The 25,215-nt window shown below is 37.3% G+C and carries 24 protein-coding genes; 9 read left to right on the top strand and 15 right to left on the bottom strand.

All coding sequences use genetic code 11. The annotated features are described in order from the left end of the window. Window positions 1–140 precede the first annotated feature (140 nt). From M3183_RS11625 to M3183_RS11610, 4 genes are all read left to right on the top strand, one after another. Window positions 141–983 (top strand): C39 family peptidase, encoded by an 843-nt coding sequence (locus tag M3183_RS11625; protein ID WP_251469726.1) that lies wholly within the window; start codon window positions 141–143, stop codon window positions 981–983. Window positions 984–1,306: 323 nt separating this feature from the next. Further along, complete coding sequence (locus M3183_RS11620) at window positions 1,307–2,182, top strand: metallophosphoesterase (protein WP_251469725.1); 876 nt, start codon at window positions 1,307–1,309, stop codon at window positions 2,180–2,182. Window positions 2,183–2,292: 110 nt separating this feature from the next. Continuing rightward, window positions 2,293–2,766, top strand: a complete 474-nt coding sequence (locus tag M3183_RS11615) for a YkyB family protein (protein ID WP_251469724.1) — start codon at window positions 2,293–2,295, stop codon at window positions 2,764–2,766. Between the two features lie 64 nt (window positions 2,767–2,830). Further along, window positions 2,831–3,985, top strand: a complete 1,155-nt coding sequence (locus M3183_RS11610) for an aminotransferase A (protein ID WP_251469723.1) — start codon at window positions 2,831–2,833, stop codon at window positions 3,983–3,985. Window positions 3,986–4,036: 51 nt separating this feature from the next. Here M3183_RS11610 and M3183_RS11605 read toward each other — a convergent pair whose 3' ends face one another. From M3183_RS11605 to M3183_RS11565, 9 genes are all read right to left on the bottom strand, one after another. Next, complete coding sequence (locus M3183_RS11605; RefSeq protein ID WP_251469722.1) at window positions 4,037–4,216, bottom strand: hypothetical protein; 180 nt, start codon at window positions 4,214–4,216, stop codon at window positions 4,037–4,039. 216 nt (window positions 4,217–4,432) lie between these two features. Further along, the gene (locus M3183_RS11600) at window positions 4,433–5,311 is read right to left on the bottom strand and encodes an NAD(P)-dependent oxidoreductase (protein ID WP_251469721.1); all 879 of its coding nucleotides are present in this window, start codon (window positions 5,309–5,311) and stop codon (window positions 4,433–4,435) included. 31 nt (window positions 5,312–5,342) lie between these two features. Then, window positions 5,343–5,816 carry a hypothetical protein gene (locus M3183_RS11595; protein ID WP_251469719.1) on the bottom strand — a complete coding sequence of 158 codons (474 nt, stop codon included), beginning with the start codon at window positions 5,814–5,816 and terminating at the stop codon, window positions 5,343–5,345. An 88-nt stretch (window positions 5,817–5,904) separates the two neighbouring features. Further along, window positions 5,905–6,690: an SDR family oxidoreductase gene (locus tag M3183_RS11590; RefSeq protein ID WP_251469717.1), complete on the bottom strand. Its 786-nt coding sequence runs from the start codon at window positions 6,688–6,690 to the stop codon at window positions 5,905–5,907. A 127-nt stretch (window positions 6,691–6,817) separates the two neighbouring features. Further along, window positions 6,818–8,530: a phosphoenolpyruvate--protein phosphotransferase gene (gene ptsP, locus M3183_RS11585; RefSeq protein WP_251469715.1), complete on the bottom strand. Its 1,713-nt coding sequence runs from the start codon at window positions 8,528–8,530 to the stop codon at window positions 6,818–6,820. Beyond that, on the bottom strand, window positions 8,530–8,796 hold the full coding sequence (locus M3183_RS11580; RefSeq protein ID WP_251469713.1) for a phosphocarrier protein HPr: 267 nt from the start codon (window positions 8,794–8,796) through the stop codon (window positions 8,530–8,532). Before M3183_RS11580 ends, ptsP begins: the two co-directional genes overlap by 1 nt. A 268-nt stretch (window positions 8,797–9,064) precedes the next feature. Next, complete coding sequence (locus M3183_RS11575) at window positions 9,065–10,729, bottom strand: glycerol-3-phosphate dehydrogenase/oxidase (RefSeq protein ID WP_251469711.1); 1,665 nt, start codon at window positions 10,727–10,729, stop codon at window positions 9,065–9,067. A 251-nt stretch (window positions 10,730–10,980) separates the two neighbouring features. After that, complete coding sequence (gene glpK, locus M3183_RS11570) at window positions 10,981–12,471, bottom strand: glycerol kinase GlpK (protein ID WP_251469709.1); 1,491 nt, start codon at window positions 12,469–12,471, stop codon at window positions 10,981–10,983. Between the two features lie 33 nt (window positions 12,472–12,504). Next, window positions 12,505–12,699, bottom strand: coding sequence for a hypothetical protein (locus M3183_RS11565; RefSeq protein WP_251469707.1), 195 nt, complete (start codon window positions 12,697–12,699; stop codon window positions 12,505–12,507). 236 nt (window positions 12,700–12,935) lie between these two features. Here M3183_RS11565 and M3183_RS11560 point away from each other — a divergent pair, with 236 nt between their 5' ends. Then, a complete protein-coding gene (locus M3183_RS11560; RefSeq protein ID WP_251469705.1) occupies window positions 12,936–13,127 on the top strand; it encodes a YkvS family protein in 192 nt (63 codons plus the stop codon). Between the two features lie 78 nt (window positions 13,128–13,205). On the opposite strand, the gene M3183_RS11555 is transcribed toward M3183_RS11560, so the two are convergent. Beyond that, entirely contained in the window at window positions 13,206–13,325 is a 120-nt protein-coding gene (locus tag M3183_RS11555; protein ID WP_251469703.1) for a DUF6254 family protein, read from the bottom strand. 139 nt (window positions 13,326–13,464) lie between these two features. On the opposite strand from M3183_RS11555, the gene M3183_RS11550 reads away from it, so the two are divergent. Further along, entirely contained in the window at window positions 13,465–14,079 is a 615-nt protein-coding gene (locus M3183_RS11550) for a CPBP family intramembrane glutamic endopeptidase (protein ID WP_251469700.1), read from the top strand. A gap of 34 nt (window positions 14,080–14,113) precedes the next feature. Here M3183_RS11550 and M3183_RS11545 read toward each other — a convergent pair whose 3' ends face one another. Further along, the gene (locus M3183_RS11545) at window positions 14,114–15,169 is read right to left on the bottom strand and encodes a YkvI family membrane protein (RefSeq protein WP_251469698.1); all 1,056 of its coding nucleotides are present in this window, start codon (window positions 15,167–15,169) and stop codon (window positions 14,114–14,116) included. 229 nt (window positions 15,170–15,398) lie between these two features. On the opposite strand from M3183_RS11545, the gene M3183_RS11540 reads away from it, so the two are divergent. Further along, window positions 15,399–17,561 (top strand): ATP-dependent Clp protease ATP-binding subunit, encoded by a 2,163-nt coding sequence (locus M3183_RS11540; protein ID WP_251469696.1) that lies wholly within the window; start codon window positions 15,399–15,401, stop codon window positions 17,559–17,561. 39 nt (window positions 17,562–17,600) lie between these two features. Here the strand turns inward: M3183_RS11540 and M3183_RS11535 are convergent, their stop codons facing one another. Together M3183_RS11535 and M3183_RS11530 are read right to left on the bottom strand one after the other, a co-directional pair. Next, window positions 17,601–19,295, bottom strand: a complete 1,695-nt coding sequence (locus tag M3183_RS11535) for a M3 family oligoendopeptidase (protein WP_251469692.1) — start codon at window positions 19,293–19,295, stop codon at window positions 17,601–17,603. A 153-nt stretch (window positions 19,296–19,448) separates the two neighbouring features. Then, complete coding sequence (locus M3183_RS11530; protein ID WP_251469689.1) at window positions 19,449–19,889, bottom strand: MarR family winged helix-turn-helix transcriptional regulator; 441 nt, start codon at window positions 19,887–19,889, stop codon at window positions 19,449–19,451. 181 nt (window positions 19,890–20,070) lie between these two features. Between M3183_RS11530 and M3183_RS11525 the strand changes: the two genes are divergently transcribed. Continuing rightward, window positions 20,071–21,588, top strand: a complete 1,518-nt coding sequence (locus tag M3183_RS11525; protein ID WP_251469687.1) for a PAS domain-containing sensor histidine kinase — start codon at window positions 20,071–20,073, stop codon at window positions 21,586–21,588. Window positions 21,589–21,696: 108 nt separating this feature from the next. Next, complete coding sequence (locus tag M3183_RS11520) at window positions 21,697–22,944, top strand: MFS transporter (protein ID WP_251469684.1); 1,248 nt, start codon at window positions 21,697–21,699, stop codon at window positions 22,942–22,944. Window positions 22,945–23,564: 620 nt separating this feature from the next. On the opposite strand, the gene M3183_RS11515 is transcribed toward M3183_RS11520, so the two are convergent. Together M3183_RS11515 and M3183_RS11510 are read right to left on the bottom strand one after the other, a co-directional pair. After that, window positions 23,565–23,807: a Spo0E family sporulation regulatory protein-aspartic acid phosphatase gene (locus M3183_RS11515; RefSeq protein ID WP_251469682.1), complete on the bottom strand. Its 243-nt coding sequence runs from the start codon at window positions 23,805–23,807 to the stop codon at window positions 23,565–23,567. A gap of 187 nt (window positions 23,808–23,994) precedes the next feature. Next, entirely contained in the window at window positions 23,995–25,170 is a 1,176-nt protein-coding gene (locus M3183_RS11510) for a pyridoxal phosphate-dependent aminotransferase (protein ID WP_251469680.1), read from the bottom strand. Window positions 25,171–25,215: the final 45 nt, after the last annotated feature.

The following is a 25,215-nucleotide window of genomic DNA, read 5'->3' as shown; positions in this document are numbered from 1 at the left end:
AAGTACCTCCAAAAAATGATATTCATCATTATACCATACGCAAGCCAAATACTTCTTGTTCTTTGCCAAAAGGATACTATTATAGCGCATGAGAAACAAACAGACAATAATAACAATTCTCTTTATAGGGGGATCAATTTTTGAAAAAACTCAGCTTTTTCCTATTATTGCTGCCGCTTTTAGGGTGCAGCCAGACTGATAAAGGGCAGGAGAGCCCCACCGTCAATAAAAAAATTGAAAAAAAGATATCCGTAAATAATGATTCCAGCCATGTCAAAGATCCATCAAAAATTGAGGAATATTCTATTGGAGACCTTAATGAACAAATAATAAATGTCGGCAATAGAAAAACAAACAGTCAGACAACAAATAGTTCTTCAAAAAAAGATTCAGCTTTATTAAATGTCAAGTTAATCAAACAAAATCCCGAGTTGAAATATGGCTGTGAAGTAACAAGCCTTGCTATGATGCTAAACTATGCTGGGGTAAAAACCAATAAAATGGAACTTTATCGATTGGTAAGGAAGGACCCTGATCCACTTGTAAAATCACCCAAAGGAGATATATTGCGCTGGGGAAACCCAGCGGATGGTTTTGTTGGGGATATGACGGGGAGAAGGCCTGGTTATGCCGTTTTTGATAAACCTATGATTGATTTGATTAACCAAAAGCTCCCAGGGAGAGCTGTAAATTTAACTAACCAGCCGTTTGAGCGTATATTATCCCATGTTTCCAATGGACATCCTGTGGTAATCTGGACAACCGGGGATTACCGCCTGCCAGATCGGCCTGAGGGATGGTATCATGGGAAGGCGTATATTAAAACACCGCTTGATTTACATGTTGTAGTTCTTGTCGGATATGATGCCAATTATGTCTATTTAAACGATCCGTTATCCGGCAGAAAGCAAGTAAAGGCAGGAAAACAACAGTTTATTTCTTCATGGAAGGCACTAAATAGAAGGGCTGTAAGTTATAGATAATTGAAATTTCAATCACCGGGGAAACTTCCATCCCCACTAATTGTCAGCTATTCCCGATTAACGCCGCTAAACCTTTGATGCTAATCGGGGCATACGGCAGTTACCCTCTATACTTTCTGTTTACGCTTTTGTCTCAAAGAGGGATATTTAAAAAACACCCCCTTTGAGCAGGATATAAAATTCCTGCTTAAAGGGGTTTTTTTGATTGCTTGTCTGCATATACATAAACAAAAAGAGCCTTTTTGCTTGCAATATTTTCTATTTTTAAAGACAATACACTTATTCACTATGACCCGAAAAACTTGTATAGGTTGGTTGAAAAAATGCCCAATAAAACGACGAGGAGAACTTTTTTAAAACGAACAGCGGGTTCGCTTCTTACCTTACTTGGCTTGAGCTCAGGAGGCTATTATTACGCTAATAAAATTGAACCTTCCATGTTGGGTATTGAGCAAATTAAGATTGAACATTCGCTAATCCCCAAAAGCTTTGATGGAATAAAAATGATTCAATTCAGTGATACTCACATTGGTTTCCAATATACTCTAAGTCAATTTAAAAAGCTCGCTAATCGAATAAATCAGATAAAGCCGGATATCATTCTTTTTACTGGAGATTTAATGGACGAACCTAATAAGTTTAAAGAAATAAATCAACTCCTTCCGATTTTAGAAAACCTGCATGCCCCTCTTGGGAAATTTTGCATTTTCGGAAACCATGATCATGGCGGCTATGGATCCGATCTTTATCGAAATATTATGGAGGAAGCAAAATTTGAAGTCCTATTAAATCAATCCTCGCCCATCAGACTTATGGATGGAAGCCGTATTTATCTGCTCGGAATCGATGATGCGATGCTCGGTCAGCCAGACTTACTTGCCGCATTACAAAATGTGCCAAACCACCATTTCACCATACTATTATCCCATGCACCAGACCTTGCTGATAATGCTTTAGAATATCCCATTGATTGGCAATTAAGCGGACACAGCCATGGGGGACAGGTAAAGCTGCCCTTCATAGGAGCACTGATCAAGCCTCCTTTTGCACAAAAATATCCGGAGGGATTATATACACTTGGTACTGAACAAAAGTTAACCCTGTATGTCAACAGGGGGATTGGAACCACCAGACTTCCCTTTCGTTTTCTATCCAAACCAGAGCTGACCATTTTTACATTAAAATCAGAGAAAGCATAAAAGGATATACTTTCTCTTTTATTTTTAATAATTATTTTACTAACCCTTTTCTATTCTCATTAAAAAAAGTATAATATAGTTGGTTGAAATAATAGAAAGGAGAAAATGTTTTGAATCCCGATCAGAAACGCCCTCAAAGAAACGAAAATCTAACCATCGAAAACCTCTCACAAGCAGTCTTTATTGTTAATCGCCATGCCAAAACTGCGATTAATCCCAAATTTTTGTATAAATTAAAACAAGAATCATTAAAGAAACTAATTGAAGAAGGAAAAGCGAAAAAGATAGGACTCCATTTTTCAGAACATCCGCGCAACAGCCAGCAGCAATCCGATTGTCTGGTGGAATGCGGCAGATATTTTTTTCACATACCTCCAACGAAATCAGACTTTGTTAACCTTCCCCATTTGGGAAAGCTTGATGGTCGTGTAAGAAATCCAAAAGCATCAATGTCCCTTAATTCCGCCAAAGCCATTTTACAATCATACACCGGAATTTTGGAACATGAGAATCCACCAAGATATCGAAAAAATCAACGCCCCTATCAAAAACCAGTATTTAAGAAACTTGGGGAAAGATATTAAATTAAAGCCGATGGGTGAAGCCAGGAAAATTCTCCTGGCTTTAAAAATGGAAGGATGAACAAGATTGGAACATTTAATTAATCAACAAGTTAAAGACATTGAAATCTCAGGTATTAGGAAATTTTCAAACATGGTAGCACATATGGATGATCTTATTTCTTTTACCATTGGCCAGCCGGATTTTCATACACCAGAACATATCAAAAAAGCCGGTATTCAAGCAATTGAGGCTGACATTACCACATACACTCATAATGCCGGTACAATGGAATTAAGGCGTGCTGCCAGCCATTTTGCCGCCGAAAAATATGACTTACACTATCATCCCGAAACAGAGGTTATTGTTACAATAGGAGCAAGTGAAGCCATCGATATAGCCTTCAGGACGATTTTAGCAAAAGGAACTGAGGTTATATTACCTGGGCCGATATATCCCGGTTATGAACCAATTATCCGTATGATGGGAGCAGTTCCAATACATGTGGATACCCGGCAAAATCAGTTCCGCTTCACTTTAGAAATGATAAAGCCATATATCTCGGATAAAACCCGTTGTATTGTCCTCCCGTATCCATCAAACCCTACAGGAGTAAGTCTTACAGAAGAGGAATTAAAAGAAATTGCTGCCTTTTTAAAAGAAAAAGATATCTTTATCCTGGCAGATGAAATTTATAGTGAACTTACATATGACCGCCCACATAAATCAATTGGACATTTTGTTAAAGAAAAAACAATTGTGATAAACGGGCTTTCCAAATCCCATTCAATGACAGGCTGGCGTATTGGATTCTTATATGCCCCTGAAAATATAGCAAAACATATTCTAAAGGTACACCAATACAATGTATCATGCGCCAATTCAATCGCACAAAAAGCTGCTCTTGAAGCGCTGACAGCTGGTTTTGATGATGCCAAACTAATGCGGGAAGAATATGAATCAAGGAGAGATTTCGTTTACCAGCGGTTACAATCCATGGGGCTTGAAACTGTTAAACCGGAAGGTGCTTTTTATTTCTTTGTTAAAATCCCTGATAGAATTACTTTAAACAGTTTTGATTTTGCTTTAGATCTTGTTAGAAAAACAAAAGTCGCTGTGGTGCCGGGAAGTGCTTTTTCGGAATATGGGGAAGGTTATTTCCGCTTATCATTTGCCTGTTCAAGAGAAACTTTGATGTTAGGACTTGACCGGATGGAACAATATCTTGAAACATGGAAATAAAATAATATATTAATAAGACCCTCCTAAAACTTAAGGAGGGTCAACTTATGCTTATTGTCCAGTATATTTTCCATTATTTTTTGCCGCTTTTACTTTTTTGGCTTTATCTTTGTGAATCTTGTTTGTATCAGCAGCACCCATTTCATGGGCAAATTCCTCATTTAAAACTGCGGAGTCAAAGCCTTTTTTATTTTTTTGCTTTGCATCGTTTTTCTTTGTTCTTTTGGCCATCATCCATTCCTCCTATATAGTAAAACATCCATCAGTGGGGTTTTCTCCTTCCCGTTGATGGTTAGTCCCGGTTTACGGACAGTTGACTCCCAACCCAGCATCTTTGTTCACTTATAACACTTAGACGGGATGTCTTACTGCCTGTTAAGGCGGGTTCGAAAATCTATTACTAGTGTTAGATGGATACTCTGGATTTATGCCTGCCAGAAATGGGGATTAATTTTTCCAATATTTATATAATGCTTGCGTACCGCTGTTTTCTTCCCCATTTTTAGCCAATTGATCATACAAAGACTTGGCCAAAGTGAGTCCGGGTACTTCCATATTCATTTGCTCTGCTTCATCAATGGCAATTTTCATATCTTTAATAAAATGTTTTATGTAAAAACCTGGTTCGAAATTCCCATTGAGCATTCTTGGAGCAAGATTGCTCAATGACCAGCTGCCAGCTGCACCGGTTGAAATACTTTTTATAACGGTATCAGGATTTAATCCAGCCTTTTCTGCATAAATGATGGCTTCACAAACTCCAATCATATTAGAAGCAATTGCAATTTGATTACACATTTTGGTATGCTGGCCGGAACCTGCTTTACCCTGATAAACAATATTTGTCCCTAACAGGTCTAAATAAGGACGAATGGTTTCAAATGCATCAGAATCACCGCCGGCCATAATGGAAAGCTTTGCTTCCTTAGCACCGACATCGCCGCCTGAAACTGGTGCATCAATAGCATGAATCCCCCTTTTTTTTGCTTCATTATAAATTTTTACTGCAAGTGATGGTGCTGAGGTAGTCATATCAATTAAATAGCTGCCTTCCGTACCATTAGGAACTAGCCCGTCTTCCCCTAAGTATACTTCTTCTACATCAGCTGGGTATCCAACCATAGTAAAAATAACTGTTGCTTTTTCCGCTATTTCCTTTGGGGTCTCAGCCCAAATCGCTCCTTTTTCTACTAAATCCTTTGTCTTATCTTTCGTCCTTGAGTAGACCATCAATGGATGGCCTGCTGCTAATAGATGAGCCGCCATACTTTTCCCCATTACACCTGTTCCAATAAAGCCTAAGATAACATGATTTTCATTTGTCATCTTTCTTCTCTCCTCTCATTTTTTGCCTTCTTTAAAGTTCCGAAGAAAAATTTGTTAAATAAACTCGTCCAAAGACCTCTTTATTATTAAATATTTCTATGGATACTGCATTATCTTGTTCAATCTTTTTTTGGAGGTCGTATATATGCAAATCTTCTTTTAATGGGATTGGATTCATATAAATGTATTGCTCACTTTTCCCCTTTACATCTATATATTCTCCATTTAGCACCTGATCTTCACCATAAATAATCTCCCGTTTGCCAATTGCTGCAGCTAATTTATCATCATGAATCATTACTTTTACTTTATATAATTGGTGATCATCAATAATTTCATTGTTTATTCGGAAGCGGAATTGAATTTCATTATTCTTTGTCAAAAGAGCATCTGCATACTGATTGACAATGGATTCATTAGACAAGAACTGGCTGCATCCATTTAATATGAAAGAGCTTGTCATTACAAATAGCAGTACAAAAACCACATGTTTATTTTCACGCATTGTAAAACACTCCTTTATATTTCTACCATAGCCAAAAAGATCTGGTAATAAACGTAAACGAGTCTTTCGCGCCAGCCTTCTAATGATGTTATACTGCCTTTACCAAACCGCCATCCACCAGTAGTGCACTGCCTGTTACATATGAATTTGCATCAGATAAAAGGAATGCTGCAACATTCGCAAACTCTTCCGGAGTTCCATAACGCTTTAATGGAATTTGTGCTTTCGATTGTTCTTCCACTTTATTGATGTCAATCCCCAGCTTGTCCGCATTTACTTGATTTAAATGTTTTACCCTGTCAGTAGCAATTCTTCCGGGGGCAATTGTGTTAATTAGAATGTTATATGGCGCCAATTCAGAAGCAAGCGTTTTCGACAAACCTATAATTCCTGTTCGGAAAGTATTTGATAGAATTAATCCAGGAATCGGTTCTTTAATTGATGAGGATGCAATGTTTAGAATCTTCCCGCCTTTCTTTTTTAAGTATGGTAAAGCTTCTCGAATTGTCCTTACGTAAGAAAGCAAATTTAATTCAAAAGAGTCCTGCCACTGTTCATCTGTCAATTCTTCAAACGACCCTGCAGGAGGACCTCCAGCATTATTTACGAGTATATCTATTGAGCCAAAAGTTTCAACAGCATGTGATATTAGCTGTTTAATGTCTTCCGTATTCGTAATATCAGCCTTTTGATAAGTTGGTTTCCCGGCCCCGATTGTTTCAAGCTCACTGCATTTTGATTTTAACTTTTCCTCATTCCGGCCAGAAATGACCACGTTAGTTCCTTCTCTTATCAGCCGCTCTGCAATTGCAAAACCCAAACCCTGGCTTGACGCCAATATGACTGCCGTTTTCCCTTTTAATTCTAGATCCACTATCTTCAACCCCCTCTGATTATTTGTACTTTAGATTATACAGGATTAATAGAAGAAATACTCTGAAAGAAGTCTTAAAACCCAAAAAGACCGGCTATGTACACAGCCGGTCTAATACTTCTAAACTTTATTGAATTGCTTTATTCACAGCATCCACTACTTGAGAGGTTGTCTGCATATTTATTACTTCAGCAGCCAGGTTCTCCATGTCGGATTTATTCAGGTTTTTAATTAAGGAACGAGCTTTCAAAATAGACGTTGCACTCATTGAAAATTCGTCAAGACCCAGCCCTAGAAGAACTGGTACAGCTGTTTCATCTCCAGCCATTTCACCGCACATTCCAGCCCACTTACCTTCAGCATGAGCAGCATCAATGACCATTTTTACAAGCCGTAAAATGGACGGGCTGTATGGCTGATAAAGATAAGAAACCCTTTGGTTCATACGGTCAGCAGCCATTGTGTATTGAATTAAATCATTAGTGCCGATACTAAAGAAATCAACTTCTTTAGCAAATTGGTCTGCTAATACAGCAGTTGAAGGAATTTCCACCATAATTCCCAGCTCAATTTTGTCTGCAACTTTTTGTCCTTCAGATAAAAGCTTTTGCTTTTCTTCTTCAAGGATAGCTTTGGCAGAACGGAACTCATCAAGGGTAGCAATCATCGGGAACATGATTTTTAAATTTCCAAATGTGCTGGCACGGAGTAATGCACGAAGCTGAGTTCTAAAAATATCCTGCTGTTCCAAGCATAAGCGGATAGCACGGAATCCTAAAAATGGGTTCATTTCTTTAGGCAGGTCTAAATATGGAAGCTCTTTATCACCGCCGATATCCAGTGTTCGGACTACAACTGACTTTCCGTCCATACCTTCTAATACTGCTTTATATGCGTCAAATTGCTCGTCTTCTGTTGGAAGCTGCTCCCTTCCCATATATAAGAACTCAGTACGGTAAAGACCTACACCTTCGCCGCCATTAGCTTTTACTCCATTAAGATCATTTGGAGTACCTATATTTGCAGCTAACTCGACATGGTGCCCGTCCTTAGAGACAGTTGCTTCGTTAACAAGCTTAGCCCATTCTGCTTTTTGATTTTCATAATCTTGATGTATTTTTCGGTATTGTTCAACAAGCTCAGGTGTCGGGTTAATATGTACTTCCCCTTTTAAACCATCAACGATGACTAAATCACCATTATTTATCTCCTCAACTGCTGTTTTGGTGCCAACAACTGCAGGAATCTCTAAGGATCTTGCCATAATGGCTGAGTGTGATGTTCTGCCGCCAATATTTGTTGTAAATCCTTTAACAAATTTTCTATTTAATTGTGCAGTATCAGATGGAGTCAAATCTTCTGCCACAATAATAACTTCCTCGGCTATCATGCTTGGGTTTGGCAGCTGTACATTAAGTAAATGAGAAAGTACACGTTTCGTCACATCACGTATATCAGCGGCACGTTCTTTCATATACTCATTATCCATCTGTTCAAACATCGTCACAAACATATCTGCAGTTTCTTTTAGTGCTGATTCTGCATTAACATTTTCCGTTTTAATCTTATCTTCTATTGGATTATTTAATTCTGGATCACTTAGGACAAGAAGATGTGCATCGAATATTGCTGCTTTATCCGGACCCAAATCCACTTTAGCACGATCTCGTATAGCCTCAAGCTCAGACTTAGCCTTTTCAATAGCCTGTTGATATCGCTCTACTTCAGCAGAAGTATCCTCAATTGTTTTTTTGTCGAATGATAAATCTGGTTCTACAAGCAGGTAAGCTTTAGCAATAGCAATCCCATTAGATGCTGCAATTCCGTTTAAAAAAGTCATTATTCTGCCAGACCCTCTTTTCTAATAGTTTCTTCTAAACTGTTTAATGCTGACTCTGCATCACTGCCCTCAGCAGAAATTTTAAAGTCAGCTCCCTTACCAATACCCAATGACATAACACCCATAATGGATTTTAAATTAACTTTCTTTCCTTTATACTCCAAATTTATTTCAGCATCAAATTTGCTGGCTGTTTGTACTAACAGTGTTGCCGGTCTTGCATGAATTCCTGTATCGGCAATAACTGTGAACTGTTTCTCTGCCATCTAAACCGAACTCCTTTTAATAATTTGGAGGCATCTCTTCCTCATATTTTGCCTTTGAAAATATATTTTCATTCTCACAAAGGATAGAATAGCATTTTTTATCCTATCTATACAACTAAAAAATATCAATTTGTGAAACCTTGAACGAAAAAATAATATTTTTCTAAAAAAACAATTAGATGTCATGCATCTAAAATTTCTATTAAATAAAAGCTGTCTATACAACAGCTTTTTAAAGGTTTCCATTTCTTAAAGCCCAACGAAAAAATTATCCATTTCCGTTAACAGGAATAACGGCTTCATTTAAGGCCTTCTCAATAGATAATGTATACTTTTTGATGTCCGAATCAGACCATAGAAACTTGTCAGCCATATAGGAGATCACTTGACTTTTACAATTTTTTACTATTGATATATCGAACCAAAGAGCCCCTGTCCTGCGGACAAAAAAATCAATTGGTGTCGCAATCATCTCTTTCTCAATGGCATAAATAAGCTTTGCAAATATAACAATAGGCAAATCAAATTTTACGGCATCATCTTTATTTGCTTTTAACAAGTCAAAAACGATATCAATATTTGAACCATAAATTCTTGCTAATTTTCCTGCTTCCAAATTTGTGAGTCCTAAATCGACTCCTTTTTCTATTTTGGACTCTATAAATGCAGTTAAATTCTTTGAACCAACTATGTCTCCACCAGAAATGGGGAGATTTTTGGTTTGGCAGGGTAAAAAAAAGCTTCCTCTCTCGATTTTAAATTTCGAAACCAGCAGATCAACAACCGTTTCCGCCATTTTACGATATCCAGTTAATTTCCCGCCTGCTATGGTTATGAGACCAGAGTGAGACTCCCAAATTTCATCTTTCCTTGATATTTCGGAGGGCTTTTTCCCTTCTTCTAAAATCAACGGCCGAATCCCGGCCCAGCTTGATTCTATGTCCAGTCCGCTTATATTCACTTCTGGAAACATATAGTTTATCGCTTGAATTAGATAGCTTCTGTCACTTGTCGTTATTTTAGGCTCTGGTATTGCCTCATTTACAAATGTATCAGTTGTACCCATATAGGTCTTTCCATCTCTAGGAATGGCAAAAACCATCCTGCTGTCCGGTGTATCAAAGTAGACCGCTTGTTTTAATGGAAATCGTTTCCCATCAATCACAATATGAACACCTTTTGACAGCTTTAGTGTCTTTCCTTTTTTAGAGCAGTCCATTTCTCGGATGTCATCAACCCATGGTCCTGCTGCATTCACAATCTTTTCCCCGTGGATCTCATAGGTCTCACCTGTCAACTGATCCTCAACCAGAGCACCGATGACTTTGTTCTCATCATAGACTAGCTTAACAGCTTTTATATAATTACAGGCAGCTGCACCTTTTTCTGCCGCTGCCTTCATAACCTCAATTGTTAAACGGGCATCATCCGTCCGATATTCTACATAATAGCCGCTTCCCTTTAAGCCGTCTTTTTTTAAAAGAGGTTCTTTGGCTATTGTTTCTTCCGGTGATAGAATCGTTCGGCGTTCTGATTTTTTCACTCCCGCTAAAAAGTCATACATCCATAAACCTATAGAAGTGCTAAACGTTCTGAAAGTACCTCCCTTATGAATGGGGAGAAGCATCCATTCTGGTGTAGTGACATGTGGGCCGTTTTCATAGACAATTGACCTTTCTTTTCCTACTTCGGCTACCATTTTTATCTCCATTTGTTTCAAATATCGGAGTCCTCCATGAACTAATTTCGTTGACCTGCTTGATGTTCCTGCGGCAAAATCCTGCATTTCAATAAGCGCCATTTTCATTCCTCTTGTTTGACCATCAAGGGCAATCCCTGCTCCAGTAATTCCCCCTCCTATAATTAAGACATCAAAATCTTCATTTTTTAATTTTTCTACTTGTTCATGACGATATAAATTTGAAAAGGCCATTTTATTTCCTCCTAAAAGAGAAGCTGATCCATTTAATAACCTTATGGTATTTATATTTAAACTTTCCAATTTCGCCATGGTGTATGGTTATCCTTTTTTAGAAAAAAGAGACCAGCAGGTACACAATCATAAAATGATCATGTATATGTGGTCTCCTTTGATGTATTATTATTGTTTTGATTATTTCAATATGAGAAATTTTTATCCCTCATTAACGGACAGCAGCCTACCCCGCTGATTGAAGGCTCAATTTATTTAAAAGCCATTGCAGCTTTAACTGCCTTCTTCCAACCCTTATAAAGGCTTTCTCGATGTTCTTCAGTCATTTTAGGACAGTATTGCTCATCTATTGCCCATTGTTTCTTAATCTCCTCTGTGCTGCTCCAGAAGCCAACAGCAAGCCCTGCTAAATATGCAGCACCTAACGCAGTGGTTTCGTTTATAACCGGGCGTTCTACCATGACATTTAAGATATTGCTTTGGAATTCCATTAAAAAATTATTTTTTACAGCCCCGCCATCAACGCGAAGTGCTTTAAGTTTGATTCCAGCATCCGCTTCCATTGCCGATAAAACATCTTTCGTTTGGTATGCAATTGATTCAAGAACAGCCCTGATGAAATGTTCTTTTGTAGTACCTCTGGTTAAACCAAAAACTGCTCCACGGACATCGCTATCCCAATAAGGAGTTCCAAGTCCAACAAATGCAGGAACTACAAATACCCCTTCCGTAGACTCGACCCTTTTTGCATACACTTCGCTATCTTTTGCCTCTTTAAACATTCTCAACCCGTCCCGAAGCCACTGAATTGCTGAACCAGCCACAAAAATACTGCCTTCTAAAGCATATTCCACTTTATCATTTAGGCCCCAGGCAATGGTGGTCAATAAACCATTTACTGAACGGACTGCTTTTTCTCCCGTATTCATTAGCATAAAACAACCAGTACCATAGGTGTTTTTTGCCATTCCCTGTTCAAAACAGGCCTGACCAAAAAGGGCAGCCTGTTGATCCCCAGCCACTCCTGCCACAGGTACTTCTTGACCAAAAAAATGATAATCAACTGTTTTGGCATAGATTTCCGATGAAGGTCGAACATCCGGAAGCATAGATTTAGGTACAGTTAGAATGTTCAGTAATTCATCATCCCATTTCAATTCATGAATATTATACATAAGTGTCCGTGAAGCATTGGAATAGTCGGTGACATGTGCACGGCCGCCGCTTAGCTTCCAAATCAGCCATGTATCAATTGTTCCGAACAGTAATTTACCTGCATCGGCCTTTTCACGCGCACCTTCAACATTGTCTAATATCCACTTTATCTTTGTCCCAGAGAAGTACGCGTCAATTAAAAGCCCTGTTTTACTTCGAAATAAGTTATTATATCCCTTCTCTTTAAGTTCTTCACAAATTTCACTTGTTTGCCTAGATTGCCAAACAATGGCATTATAAACAGGGACACCTGTTTCTTTTTCCCAGACAACCGTTGTTTCCCGCTGATTAGTAATTCCAATCCCTGCAATTTGATCAGGCTTAATACCTGATTCCGTTAATACTTCTGCAATGACCGATAGAATCGAGCCCCAAATTTCATTGGGATTATGTTCAACCCACCCAGGCTTCGGGAAATACTGAGTGAATTCCTTTTGAGCACTATGAACCATTTCCCCCTTCTTATTAAATAGAATAGCTCGTGAACTTGTTGTCCCTTGATCTAGTGACAATATATACTTCTCCAAGCAATCTCCCCACCTAACCGCATATTTTTCTATCTAACTTCTTGGTTCTTTTAAATATTGAAATAATACGTCTCCGCCTCTTTGACCAATTCCGCGAAAATGTTTAAAGTCTTCCCTTTGTACAAGTACACGGCGAAAATCCATAAAATCCTCATTTTTTATATAGTATTCCGAAAGTTCCCCTGACTTTAAACGATTTAAAATATCCGTGATAAATTCTTCATTCAATTTATACACCACCTATGAATAAATTTTATCTTACATTTAGCGAATTTACGCCAGTTCTAAAAAAATTTTTATTTTTTGCAAGCGTTTTCTTACTTTTTATTGATTTTTCAACATATAATCTATATTATCAGTAGTAATTAACTATATTATCAAATTTATTTCTTTACGAATGCAAGAATTTGAGGCAAACTGTTAATAATAGTTTGCAATTTTGGTAGAAAAAGGAGAGAGACGGAATGAAAAAAGCAGAGGTTGGTAATATTATTGAATTTCGCGACGGCCTGCAAGGGATTGTTGAAAAAGTAAATGAAAATTCCGTAATCGTAGATCTAACATACATGGATAATTATCGCGATTTAGAATTGGATCAGCGGACTGTGGTTAATCACAAAAATTATAAGGTGATAAAAGAAAGCGCTTATTTATAGATAGTTTGGCAGAAAGGCAGAGGATGGTCTGCCTTTCTTTTTTTTATTCAGTATTCATAGGTAGAAAGGCCTTTAATTTTATCTGCCGTTTTCCGTTTCTTTGGCTAATTGTTTTAAAGATTTTACCTTTCCATGAGGGTTTTGATCTTGTTTTCTGACCGTCCATTGCCGTTCCTGCTGACTTTTAGATTGACTCATGCTGACTCACTCCTTTCCATATTATTTTTTCCTGTTTACATGTTCTTATGATAAGAATTGGTTAAAATGATGAATGTCATTTCTTTTAAATAAATTATTTGTTAAAATACAGGGTATTGAAATATGTAAGGAGTTAGTTATGATTAAAAATCTGACATTTGATTTTCGGCTTATCTTTGGATTGATTCTTGCTCACATCCTTATTTACTTTTCATTCCATGAAAAAGTAATTTTTTGGTATATCTTTACTGGTTCCATTTTAGTCTTAATTGCCTATTCGATGTTCCAAGGTGAAGTGGACGATGAATTATCATTTTTTCAATATATCCTCTTTGGGGCCATTACCGGCTTCATATTGTATGCTTTATTCTGGCTGGGATATCAATTAATTGGGCAATTACCATCAGCATTTGACAAAGAGATTAGGAAATTATATAAGTGGTTTGCGCCATCCTTGTTTTGGCAATATCTTGCATTAATTCTTGTAGCAGCTCCTGGTGAAGAAATTTTTTGGAGGGGCTTCTTTCAAAAAAGATTAATGAAACATTTTTCTCCTGCTGTAAGTATTGTAATCGGCGCATGTGCATATGCTTCTGTTAGTTATTATTCAGGCTCACTATTATTAATTCTTGCCTCCCTCTTCTCAGGATTAGTTTGGGGATTCGTGTATTTTCGAAAAAAAAGCATGCCGCTTGTCATTGTTTCTCATATTATTTTTGATGTATTAATTTTTATTATGTTACCTTTCAAATAACCATCAGAGCTGTTCCGTATGAACAGCTTGATGGTTATTTTTTATAGCTTGGTTCCAATGGTTTCATCCACAATAAGACAAAAAAGGTCATACAAATATAACCAAATAAAGGATATAAATGTGATAAAAGTGTCCCATAATTCACTAAGCTTATTAAATAGGAAACAAAAAATATAGCAGTTACCGACAGTATTGTAGGTATCTCCATATATTGCTTCAGCTGTCTATCAAGGCCAAAAACATTTCCGATGACAGAGGTGAAAATTTCTCCATAAATGACAAGAATAAAAATCCAATAAAAAAATGGTGCTAAATTTTTCATAATAATGGCCATCGGAATCTCATATAACTCCAAATTTGGCAGCATAATTAATGTAAAATGACTGGCAATCAAAATAAACGTTAACCCCAGCCCGCCTAAAATTCCGCCCCATTTAATAGTCCAATCATCCTTCACCTCAGTCGCAACAGGCACCAAAACCGCTTGTGCCAGCCCCAAATTTAAGGCAGCATAAGAAAATGGCGCAATTACACTCTTCCATCCGTCTGTTGCATGCGGGATATATAAAAATTGATCTAGAAAGTTCGGCATTCTTAAGGATAAAAACATTAATAATAGGCTGAAACTGATCATAATTGGAACAACAAAGGTGTTAACCGCAAATAATCCCTTTGTACCTACAAGCATGACAATATAAGAAAGAGATATGGTTAAAAAAACACCAATACTTTTAGGAAGTCCCAGCTGTTCTTCAAAAACAGCCCCTGCCCCGGCAAGCATTACTGCACTAATGCCAATAAGCATAAAAAGCATTGAAAAATTAATAATTTTGCTTGGCCATTTTCCAAATAAATGTTCATTAAATTCCTGATAAGATTTGGCCTCGATTTTAGCTGCCATCCTCATTAGTTTTGAGCCAATCATGATAAATAGGTAACCGCTCATTAATATACTAATAAAGCCAAAAAATCCAAACCGGGAAAAAAATTCAACTATCTCTTTTCCAGTGGCGAATCCTGCACCTACTACAGTACCTACATAGACCGCCGCGATTTGAAAGGCTTGATTCCAATTTCTATTTCTTTTCACATCATCTCCCCCTTATCATCAAATATATGAATAAAGGGACAAACAATGACGAGCATTTTTCAAAAGATATGAAAGCATTCAATTCTAAAGCATGAACCTAGAGCCCAGCTTTATTTCTAGTATTTACCACAAACAAATGACTTGAAAGTCAAAGAAGGTCAGAGTATACTGAAACCATAAGGTCAAAGTTAGTCAAAGTCAAATGAAAATAACGAGGAGGTTATTTTATATGCTTTGCGAGCGATGCAATCAAAACCAAGCAAATATACAATTTTCTATTAATGTAAATGGACAGCGAAAAGAAATGAAATTATGTCAAACCTGCTATATGAAAGAACGTCAAGCATTAGGAGGAGGATTTGGAATGAAGATGAATCCATTTGAAGGTTTTCCATTTGAAAATATCTTTCATTTTGCTCCTTTAAGTCAAAATATGGAGTCTCAATTTAATCAAGAAACAGCAAATAAACCTGCACATAATGGCGGCGGCGGATTTATTGACCACTTTGGCCGCAATCTAACACAATTAGCAAAAGCCGGTCTAATTGACCCTGTCATTGGCCGGGATGAAGAAGTTAAACGAGTCATTGAAATTTTAAATCGCCGAAACAAAAATAATCCAGTTTTAATTGGTGAACCAGGTGTCGGGAAAACAGCTATTGCTGAAGGTCTCGCATTGAAAATTGCAGAAGGCGATGTACCATCTAAACTAAAAAATAAAGAAATTTATTTATTGGATGTTGCTTCACTTGTTGCTAACACCGGTATCCGCGGTCAATTTGAAGAGCGGATAAAACAGCTTATTGCAGAATTACAAGAGCGAAAAAATATCATCCTGTTTATTGATGAAATTCATCTGCTTGTTGGTGCAGGTTCTGCCGAAGGTTCTATGGATGCTGGGAACATCTTAAAACCAGCCCTGGCCCGTGGCGAATTACAAGTGATTGGTGCAACAACATTAAAAGAATATCGTCAAATTGAGAAAGATGCTGCATTGGAACGACGCTTCCAGCCAGTTCAAGTTCTAGAACCAACTGTGAATGCTGCTATTGAAATCCTAAAAGGAATTCAAAAAAAATACGAAGATTATCACGAAGTCAAATATACGGATGAGGCCATCAGGGCATGTGTGACTTTATCCAAACGTTATATTCAAGACCGGTTCTTACCCGATAAAGCTATTGATTTATTAGATGAAGCCGGATCAAAATTAAACCTCACATCCGATTATAAAAGTAATGATCAAATTGAAAGCCGCATAAAAGAAATTGCTGCTGAAAAAGAAGAAGCACTTAAAAATGAAAATTATGAAAAGGCGGCAAAACTTCGTGATGAGGAAGCAAAATTAGAAAAAGCCTTAAACAATGATTTCAGTACAGAAAGACCTGTCGTAACATTATCATTGATTCAAAATATCATTGAACAAAAGACCGGGATTCCTGTAGGCAAGTTACAACAAGATGAACAGCTAAAAATGAAATATTTAGAAGAAAACTTAAATAAAAAAGTCATCGGTCAGGAACAAGCCGTACAAAAAATTGCCAAAGCCATCCGACGCAGCCGTGCAGGCTTAAAAGCGAAAAACCGCCCTATTGGAACCTTCTTATTCGTAGGACCTACAGGGGTCGGTAAAACTGAATTAACCAAATCACTGGCCGAAGAACTATTTGGCACGAAAGATTCGATGATTCGGCTCGATATGAGTGAATATATGGAAAAACACAGTGTTTCTAAATTAATTGGTGCACCTCCAGGATATGTCGGCTTTGATGAAGCAGGACAATTAACGGAAAAAGTTCGTCGTAGCCCTTACAGCATTATTTTACTGGACGAAATTGAAAAGGCGCACCCAGATGTACAGCATATGTTCCTGCAGATACTTGAAGATGGACGTCTAACTGACAGTCAGGGCAGAGTGGTCAGCTTCAAGGATACGGTTATCATCATGACCAGTAATGCTGGTGTCTCTGTTAAACCTATTCATGTTGGCTTTGGGGCAAATGAAGCCGTTGCGGAAGCAAGCATTCTTGATTCTCTTGGGGGCTTCTTTAAACCCGAATTCTTGAACAGATTCGACAGTATCATTGAATTTCATTCACTTGATAAGGAACATATTTTAAAAATTGTTGACCTTATGATTAGTGATCTGATGGCAGCTTTAAATGAACAAAACATTGAATTGTCCGTCACAGCTGAAGCAAAAGAAAAATTAGCTGAACTTGGCTATAACCCTATTTTCGGTGCCCGTCCACTCCGCAGAGTGATACAAGAGCAGCTTGAAGATAAAATTGCTGATTATATCTTAGACAAGCCCGATGCCAAAAAACTTACTGCTGTTGTGGAAAATGAAGAGCTAAAAGTTACTGACGAAGCAGTGAAAATACATCAATAAAAAAAGCGAAGCCAATAAATTCGTTGGCTTCGCTTTTTTTTATAAATTTTTATCATCCACTGAATCTAGCCAATTTTCAATAACTCCTGCTACTGACTCAATGCAGCCATCCGTAAATGGAGAAATTAAATTTGCCTTCTGAATAAGCTTGGTAAATGACATACTTCCTCCAAGCTTACAAAGCTTAACATAATCAGCCCAAGCCTTTTCATGATTCTCTCTTGAACGTTTCCAGAATTGGAAGGCACATATTTGTGCCAGAGTATAATCAATATAGTAAAATGGCGAGTTATAAATATGCCCTTGGCGCTGCCAGTACCCTCCATTCTCTAAGTATTCAAAGCCATCATAATCTTTCTGCGGCAAGTATTTCTTTTCGATTTCACGCCACTTTTCTTTCCGCTCTTTGGGTGATGCATCAGGGTTCTCGTATACCCAATGCTGGAATTCATCTACAGATACACCATATGGCAGAAATAATAGTGCTTCACTTAAGTGAGAGAATTTATATTTATCGGTATCTTCTTTAAAAAATAATTCCATCCATGGCCATGTAAAGAATTCCATACTCATCGAATGAATTTCGCATGCTTCATATGTCGGCCAATAGTATTCAGGTATTTCAAAATGACGGCTTGAATAAACCTGGAACGCATGCCCTGCTTCATGAGTTAAAACATCAATGTCCCCTGAGGTTCCATTAAAATTAGAAAAGATAAATGGTGCTTTATAGTTTTCGATATATGTACAATATCCCCCGCTGGCTTTTCCTTTTTTGGCCGTCAAATCCATGAGATTATTTTTTAGCATGAATGTAAAAAATTCTCCTGTTTCCTTTGAAAGCTCTTCATACATTTTTTGCCCATTTCCAATAATCCATTCGGGATTCCCTTTAGGAGATGCATTGCCCGAAAGATAATTAATGTTTTCATCATAATATTTTAATTGGTCTAGTCCCAAACGCTTCCGCTGCCGCTCCTTCAGTCTGGAAGCAAGCGGCACAATGAGATCCTTTACCTGATTCCGAAAATTAGCAACCATCTCGGCATTATAATCTGTACGCATCATCCGGTGGTAAGCAAGCTCAACGAAATTTTTATATCCTAGGACGGTTGCGATTTCTGTTCGTACTTTTACAAGCTCATCATAAATCCGATCAAGCTCTTCTTCATGTTCCGCAAAAAAGCCAAACTTTGCTTCACTAGCACGTTTACGCATTTCACGATCTTTTGATTCTATAAATGGGTCAATTTGAGCAAGAGTCTTCTCTCCCCCCTCAAACTCAATTTTTGCTGAAGCAATAAGTTTTGTATATTCCGTAACCAAACGGTTTTCCTTTTGCAGGTGAGGAATAATTTCTGGTTTAAAAGTCTTTAGTTGACTGTCAGCCAAAGCGAATAGCTGAGGACCCCACTTTTCTTCCAATTCAGAACGGAATTTAGAAGAAATTAAGGCTTGATAATATTTAGTCACTAAACCTTCAATCTCTGGTTCAAGCTCATCCATATAATCCTGTTCAGCTTTGTAAAATTCATCATTTGTATTAATGGAATGCCTGATACTGCAAAGAGTAAACATTGTATCAAGGTTATTTCTCAGTTGGTTAATTTCATTCATGGCAACACTTTGTTCTTTGACAGTATCAGAACCTTCAAAGCGCGCGAGCGCCTCATCAAATTTTGCTGCAGCCTCTGCCAAATCAGGACGAACGTATGTATAATTTTCAAAGCTCATGGGTCAAGCCCCCTTTATTTTCTTTATATTTCCAATCTATTCTATTATATACTATCCTGTTTCAGTACTTACAGTTAGAAAAGCCCAAACGCCTTCGGTTCCATGCATAGCCTATTCCAAAAAGAATAAAAAAAATACGGCTGGTCAGCCGTATTAAAATTTTCCTGCTGGTAATCCTAATTTTTTCAATAACTCAATGGCTTCCGTCTTTTCTGAATCAGTCAGGCTGGACATAAGCTCATCTATTCTTTTGGCATGTTCGGGAAAAATTCCTTGAATTAAATTCTTTCCTTCATCTGAAATTTGTGCAAAAATGACTCTTCGATCATTTGGACATGCTACCCTTTTTAAAAGACCTTTTTGTTCAAGCTTATCAACTACATATGTGATGCTCCCGCTGGCAAGTAATATTTTTGCGCCTATTTGCTGCAGGGGCTGGTCCCCTTTATGATACAGCAGCTCTAAAACAGCAAATTCAGTCGGATTTAAACCATTGGATTGAATAAATTTATTTACATGTTCATTTATCGCTTTGTAAGCTCTGGAAAGGACAATAAATAGTTTTAAAGATTTAGCTGTTGAATCATTTTCCATATTAACGCATCCTTTAAGATTATTAAAAAATCGGTATTAAAGTAAGATCTATTTATCTCGATTTCAAAATTATTATAAGAAATTTTCCACTGCCTGTCAATTTTAGTTGGAAAAAGAAGGTATGACACCATTTCTTATTGTATAATACATTTTAGCAGAATTTATTGTTTGAGGTATTTACATGAAAATGAAAATTCATAAAGGAAATTTTTTAATTTATTTACTAGTCGTAATTATTCCGACCATCCTTTTAGGGCTTTATTTTTATAATCAAATTTTAAAAGAAAACGATGTAAAAAGAAAAGATGATGCCAGGTGGATTGCCTCGATTTATCAGAAAAACTGGGATCAATTTGTTGGTGAAACACTTACAAGCTTGAAAATTCTATCTCTATCAGCAATAGAGAATTTTGACACTCCAGAAAAAATGGAGCCGCTGCTGCAGCAGGCAAAACAAGAAGACCCGCGATATAGCGGCCTGTTTTTACTTGACAATCAAGGCCGGATTTTAACCGGAACAGATACCCATTATCATCAGAATGATTTTCCTGAAAAGTCTTTTATTAAAGAAGCCATCCAAACGAAGGATATTATTATTTCAAACCATGTGGAGGTTCTAGGTAATAATCAGAGGGTCATTAGTTTAGCCTCACCGGTGCTAAATAAGAAGCAAGAATTGCTGGCGGTTTTTATGGCTGATTTAAGGATTGACTACATGAAAAATATTATGAGAGTGCTGACTCCAGATACGAAAATCTTTATTGTAGATGGAGATAAAACACTCCTTCAAATGAATGTGAATAAACAAGAAGCAGAAAATGAGTCCCAGTGGATTACTTATCCAATGAATCAATTGCCTTGGAGCCTTAAGGTTAAAATTGCCGACCGGGACGTAAAAGAGATTGCGAAAAATGTTGGACAGTCATTATTTATTATCATCATTGTTACACATGTCCTCTTTCTCTTAATTGAATACATATTATTACGTATTCATACGCTGAAGGAAAGAAAAGAGAATGAAATCCAAAAAATGGAATTAGTAGGAACGTTGGCAGCCAGTACAGCACATGAAATTCGAAACCCACTAACAGGAGTTAAGGGGCTTATCCAGCTGCTAAGCGAAAAATATACAGACAAAGAAGATCGCTATTATTTTGATGTCATCAACTTAGAATTAAAACGGATTAATGAAATTGTCAGTGATTTTTTAATCCTTGGTAAACCGACAGTACAAACCTTTAATCATGTCAATATTAATGAAACTCTAAATGAATTGAAACCACTGATAATCTCAGAAGGCAATGCCCTTAATATTGAATGTTCTTGGCATATCGATCATCAATCAGTAATTGTTAATTGTGTAAAAGATCAAATAAAACAGGTCATCTTGAATTTGACCAAAAATGCCTTTGATTCGTTTGAGTCCCCCGGAATTTTACAAATTAGGCTCCAAAAATTCGACGAAACTTGTAAACTAGAAATTATTGACAGCGGAAAAGGTATCCCTGAAGAAGATTTAGAAAAAATCTTCCGCCCCTTCTATACATCAAAGGAAACTGGAACTGGACTTGGATTGGTAATATGTAAAAGAATTATCAATTCTTTTGGCGGTGAGATTAAAATCAAAAGTAAAGTATCTGCAGGGACAACAGTTGAAATTACCCTGCCCCTTGCGAATAAAAAACGGATTCGATCATAATCCGTTTTTTGTTTCTAAATGCAAAATAACTATTTCTCAAATAAACTTTATGGTAGTAATATATAGTGATAGAAGATTCAGAGATATTTGTAGAAAAAGGAGATTATTATGAGCCAACAAGCGATACTCCCCCGAAAGCAAATCCCAAAAAGTTCTGAGGGTACTATTTATAAGATCCTCCTCATAATTGGACTTTGTCATTTACTCAATGATGCAATCCAAGCGGTAGTTCCAGCCATGTTTCCCATCTTGGAAAAATCGATGGGCCTTTCTTTTACCCAGCTTGGTATGATCGCATTTGCTTTAAACATGGTTTCATCGGTGATGCAGCCCGTTGTAGGCATCTTCACCGATAAAAAACCAATGCCTTATGCCTTGCCAATTGGGCTGGCCTTTACTTTTATCGGTGTATTGGGAATTGGTTTTGCCCCGAATTTTGGATTGATTATTGTTTCTGTTCTTTTTATAGGGATTGGTTCTGCGGTTTTCCATCCTGAAGGTTCAAGAGTTGCCCATATGGCTGCCGGTAACAGGCGAGGCCTGGCACAATCTATTTATCAGGTAGGTGGTAATACAGGCCAAGCTTTCGCCCCATTAATAACTGCTCTTATTTTAGTACCATTAGGCCAAATTGGAGCTTCATGGTTTTCGATTGCTGCCGCCGCTGCCGTTATTTTATTGGCATATATCGCAAAATGGTATAGCGAAAGATTAACAGCCTCACCTGCTAAGGGAAAGAAAAAGAATACCGGAACTGCCCAACAGAATCCTTTATCAAAGAAGGTCAAGACTACATTAGTGATCGTTTTATTCATCATTTTCGCAAGGAGCTGGTATATTTCTGGGATGACGAACTTTTATGCCTTTTTTGGCATTCAGGAATATTCACTTACAATAAAACAATCACAAATTTTCTTATTTGCCTTTTTAGTTTCAGGAGCCTTTGGAACTTTCTTTGGAGGACCGCTCGCTGACAGATTCGGTAAAAAAACGGTGATTTCCTTTTCAATGCTGGGTACGTTGCCTCTTTCAATCCTGCTTCCTCATGTTCCATCAATCCTGGCGTTTATCATACTTGTCCTAACGGGATTTATTTTGATGACCAGCTTTTCAGTAACGGTCGTTTATGCTCAGGAATTAGTTCCCGGAAAAATTGGAACAATGTCAGGACTTACAGTTGGCCTTGCCTTCGGGATGGGGGCTGTCGGCTCTGTAGGGCTGGGATTTATTGCCGACTTAATTGGAATGCAAACAATGATAACCTATCTGGGAATACTGCCTTTAATTGGTTTAACCGCTTTTCTGCTGCCTTCAGATCAAAAGGTCTCCGAATGGAATAAAAATCATGATAAATGATTAGGAGGGATAACGTTATTCAATCTGATTCCAATTATCGGAGTTATAAAACAATGTTCCTTTCACATTCAAAAAAAGAAGTGTTGTCTGTCATGAACCAGACAACACTTCTTTTTTTTAGGTACTTTCTCTATCATAAGTCGCATTGGGGAATATTCAATTTCCTTTGTTTCCTTTTCTACTATTTACAAGCATGGCAACAAGGACTGAATTATTTCATAACTTGCCCTCTATTTTGCATTTTTCCGTTTTAGGGGGTTGATGGACCTCGGCTATCTTCCCTCTGTTTTACATTTTTCTGTTTCAGAGAATTGATGACCTCAAACCTCGGCTATCTGCCTTCTACTGCTTTCCCTTTAGAAGGATAGAACGACCAATTGTCATTAATTTCCTCCCTTTTACTCAACGGTTAGTAGAAATAATTTTTGCATTTATTACCTGCTTGGCACATAAAGAAATATGATTGGGTATGAATGAAATTGGAGGTTTTTAAAAGAAAAAAATGCGGCAGCTGGTCTTCCTATTACTTAGTAATGTTAAAAATTCAGAAGACCATTTTACCGCAAATGTGCTTGGGGAAGCTTTTAATTACTTAAGATGTGTAAATAAATTTCACCATATCAAATAAGGACTTTTGGCCAAATCATAATGGTTTGCTTAAAAGCTAATTTTACCTCTTCGTAAGGTCTGGAGTCTTGTCCCATCATACGATGATACTCATTAATTAATTCATCAAGTTCTTGGCTGTATTTAATTGTTTCATCGCTGGTAAAACCAAATTTATTAGCACTTTTTATCATTAATTCACGTTTGACCTTTATTTCTTCTATCATTTCTGTTTGAGTATTACTATATCCTTGCACTTTAATCCCTGCCTCTTAAGCTTCTACTTTTATTCGATAAAAAAATAGACTACTTGAAGAATTATGACAGATTTTTTATAAAAGTAAATAGCTTCGCAAAAGTAGACAAAACATTTCTTTTTCGACAATTTCTAGAATGATTTTCGTGTTTTTACGACATAACTTCAGCAGGTATGATGCAAGGGCTCTATTTAAAAATACCCAGTTTTTTTATTCTTCCGACTGCCTCTTTAAGACGTTCTTCTGATGAAAGAAGCCCTACTCTGACAAAACCCTCTCCAAATTTACCAAATCCAATGCCAGGTGCAACCATAATATGAGCCTGTTCGAGTAAAATCGTTGCAAATTCCTCAGATGTATAGCCATTCGGCACTTTAAGCCAAGCAAAAAACGAACCTTTTGGTGCGGTCACATTCCAGCCTATTGAACGCAGCCCCTCAATTAGGACATTTCTTCTTCGTTCATATAAATCATTTAATTCCTTTACACAATCCTGTGGCCCAATCAAAGCCTCCTTTGCCGCCTCCTGTACAGCACCAAATAAGCTGACATATAAATGATCCTGAAGCAGTTCAATTGCTGATATCACACTTGCATTCCCTACAGCGAAGGCTGCACGCCAGCCTGCCATATTATAAGTTTTTGATAATGTATAGATTTCGACTCCAACGTCCTTTGCACCCTTTACCTGCAAAAAGCTTGGCGGCTTAATTCCATCAAATCCGAGTGCACCATAAGCAAAATCATGGACAATACAAATATCATGCTCAGCTGCCAGTTTAACTGTTTCTTCAAAGAAGCTTTCAGTTGCTACAGCACCAGTTGGGTTATTAGGGTAATTCAGAAACATTAATTTTGCTTTTGTTAAATCTTCCGATGAAAGATCTTGATAATTTGGCAGATAATCTTTTTCTTCCCGTAATGGCATTGTAATCATTTCTGCTTTTGCTAAAGCGATTCCTGACAAGTAATCAGGATAGCCTGGATCAGGCACAAGAATGGTGTCTCCAGGGTTAAGCAGGCATTGTGGTATTTCCACCAGTCCCGCTTTTCCGCCAAATAAAATCGCCACTTCAGTATTTGGATCGAGCGTAACGCCATATTCTCTTAAGTAAAAATCTGCAGCAGCCTGTTTAAGGTAATGAAAGCCCTGAAATGGAGAATATTTATGATTTATTGGGTTTTCTGCAGCCTTCTGCAGCTTGGTTACAATATGTTTTGGAGTGGGCTGATCCGGGTTGCCCTGCCCTAAATTAATGACATCATAGCCTTGCTCAATGTATTGGCTGGCTCTTTTGGTTAATGTTGCAAAAAATTGTTTTGGAAGATTATTTAATAAATCTGATTTTGAAAATTGCTTCATGACCTCACCTGTTTTTCTGATATTTAAAAGAAATTCTAGTCACAA

The sequence above is a fragment of the Neobacillus mesonae genome (assembly GCF_023715155.1).
Classification (GTDB): Bacteria; Bacillota; Bacilli; order Bacillales; family Cytobacillaceae; genus Neobacillus; species Neobacillus mesonae_A.
The sequence above is the reverse complement of the archived record's forward strand: the minus strand, read 5'-3'. Positions and strand labels throughout refer to the sequence as shown.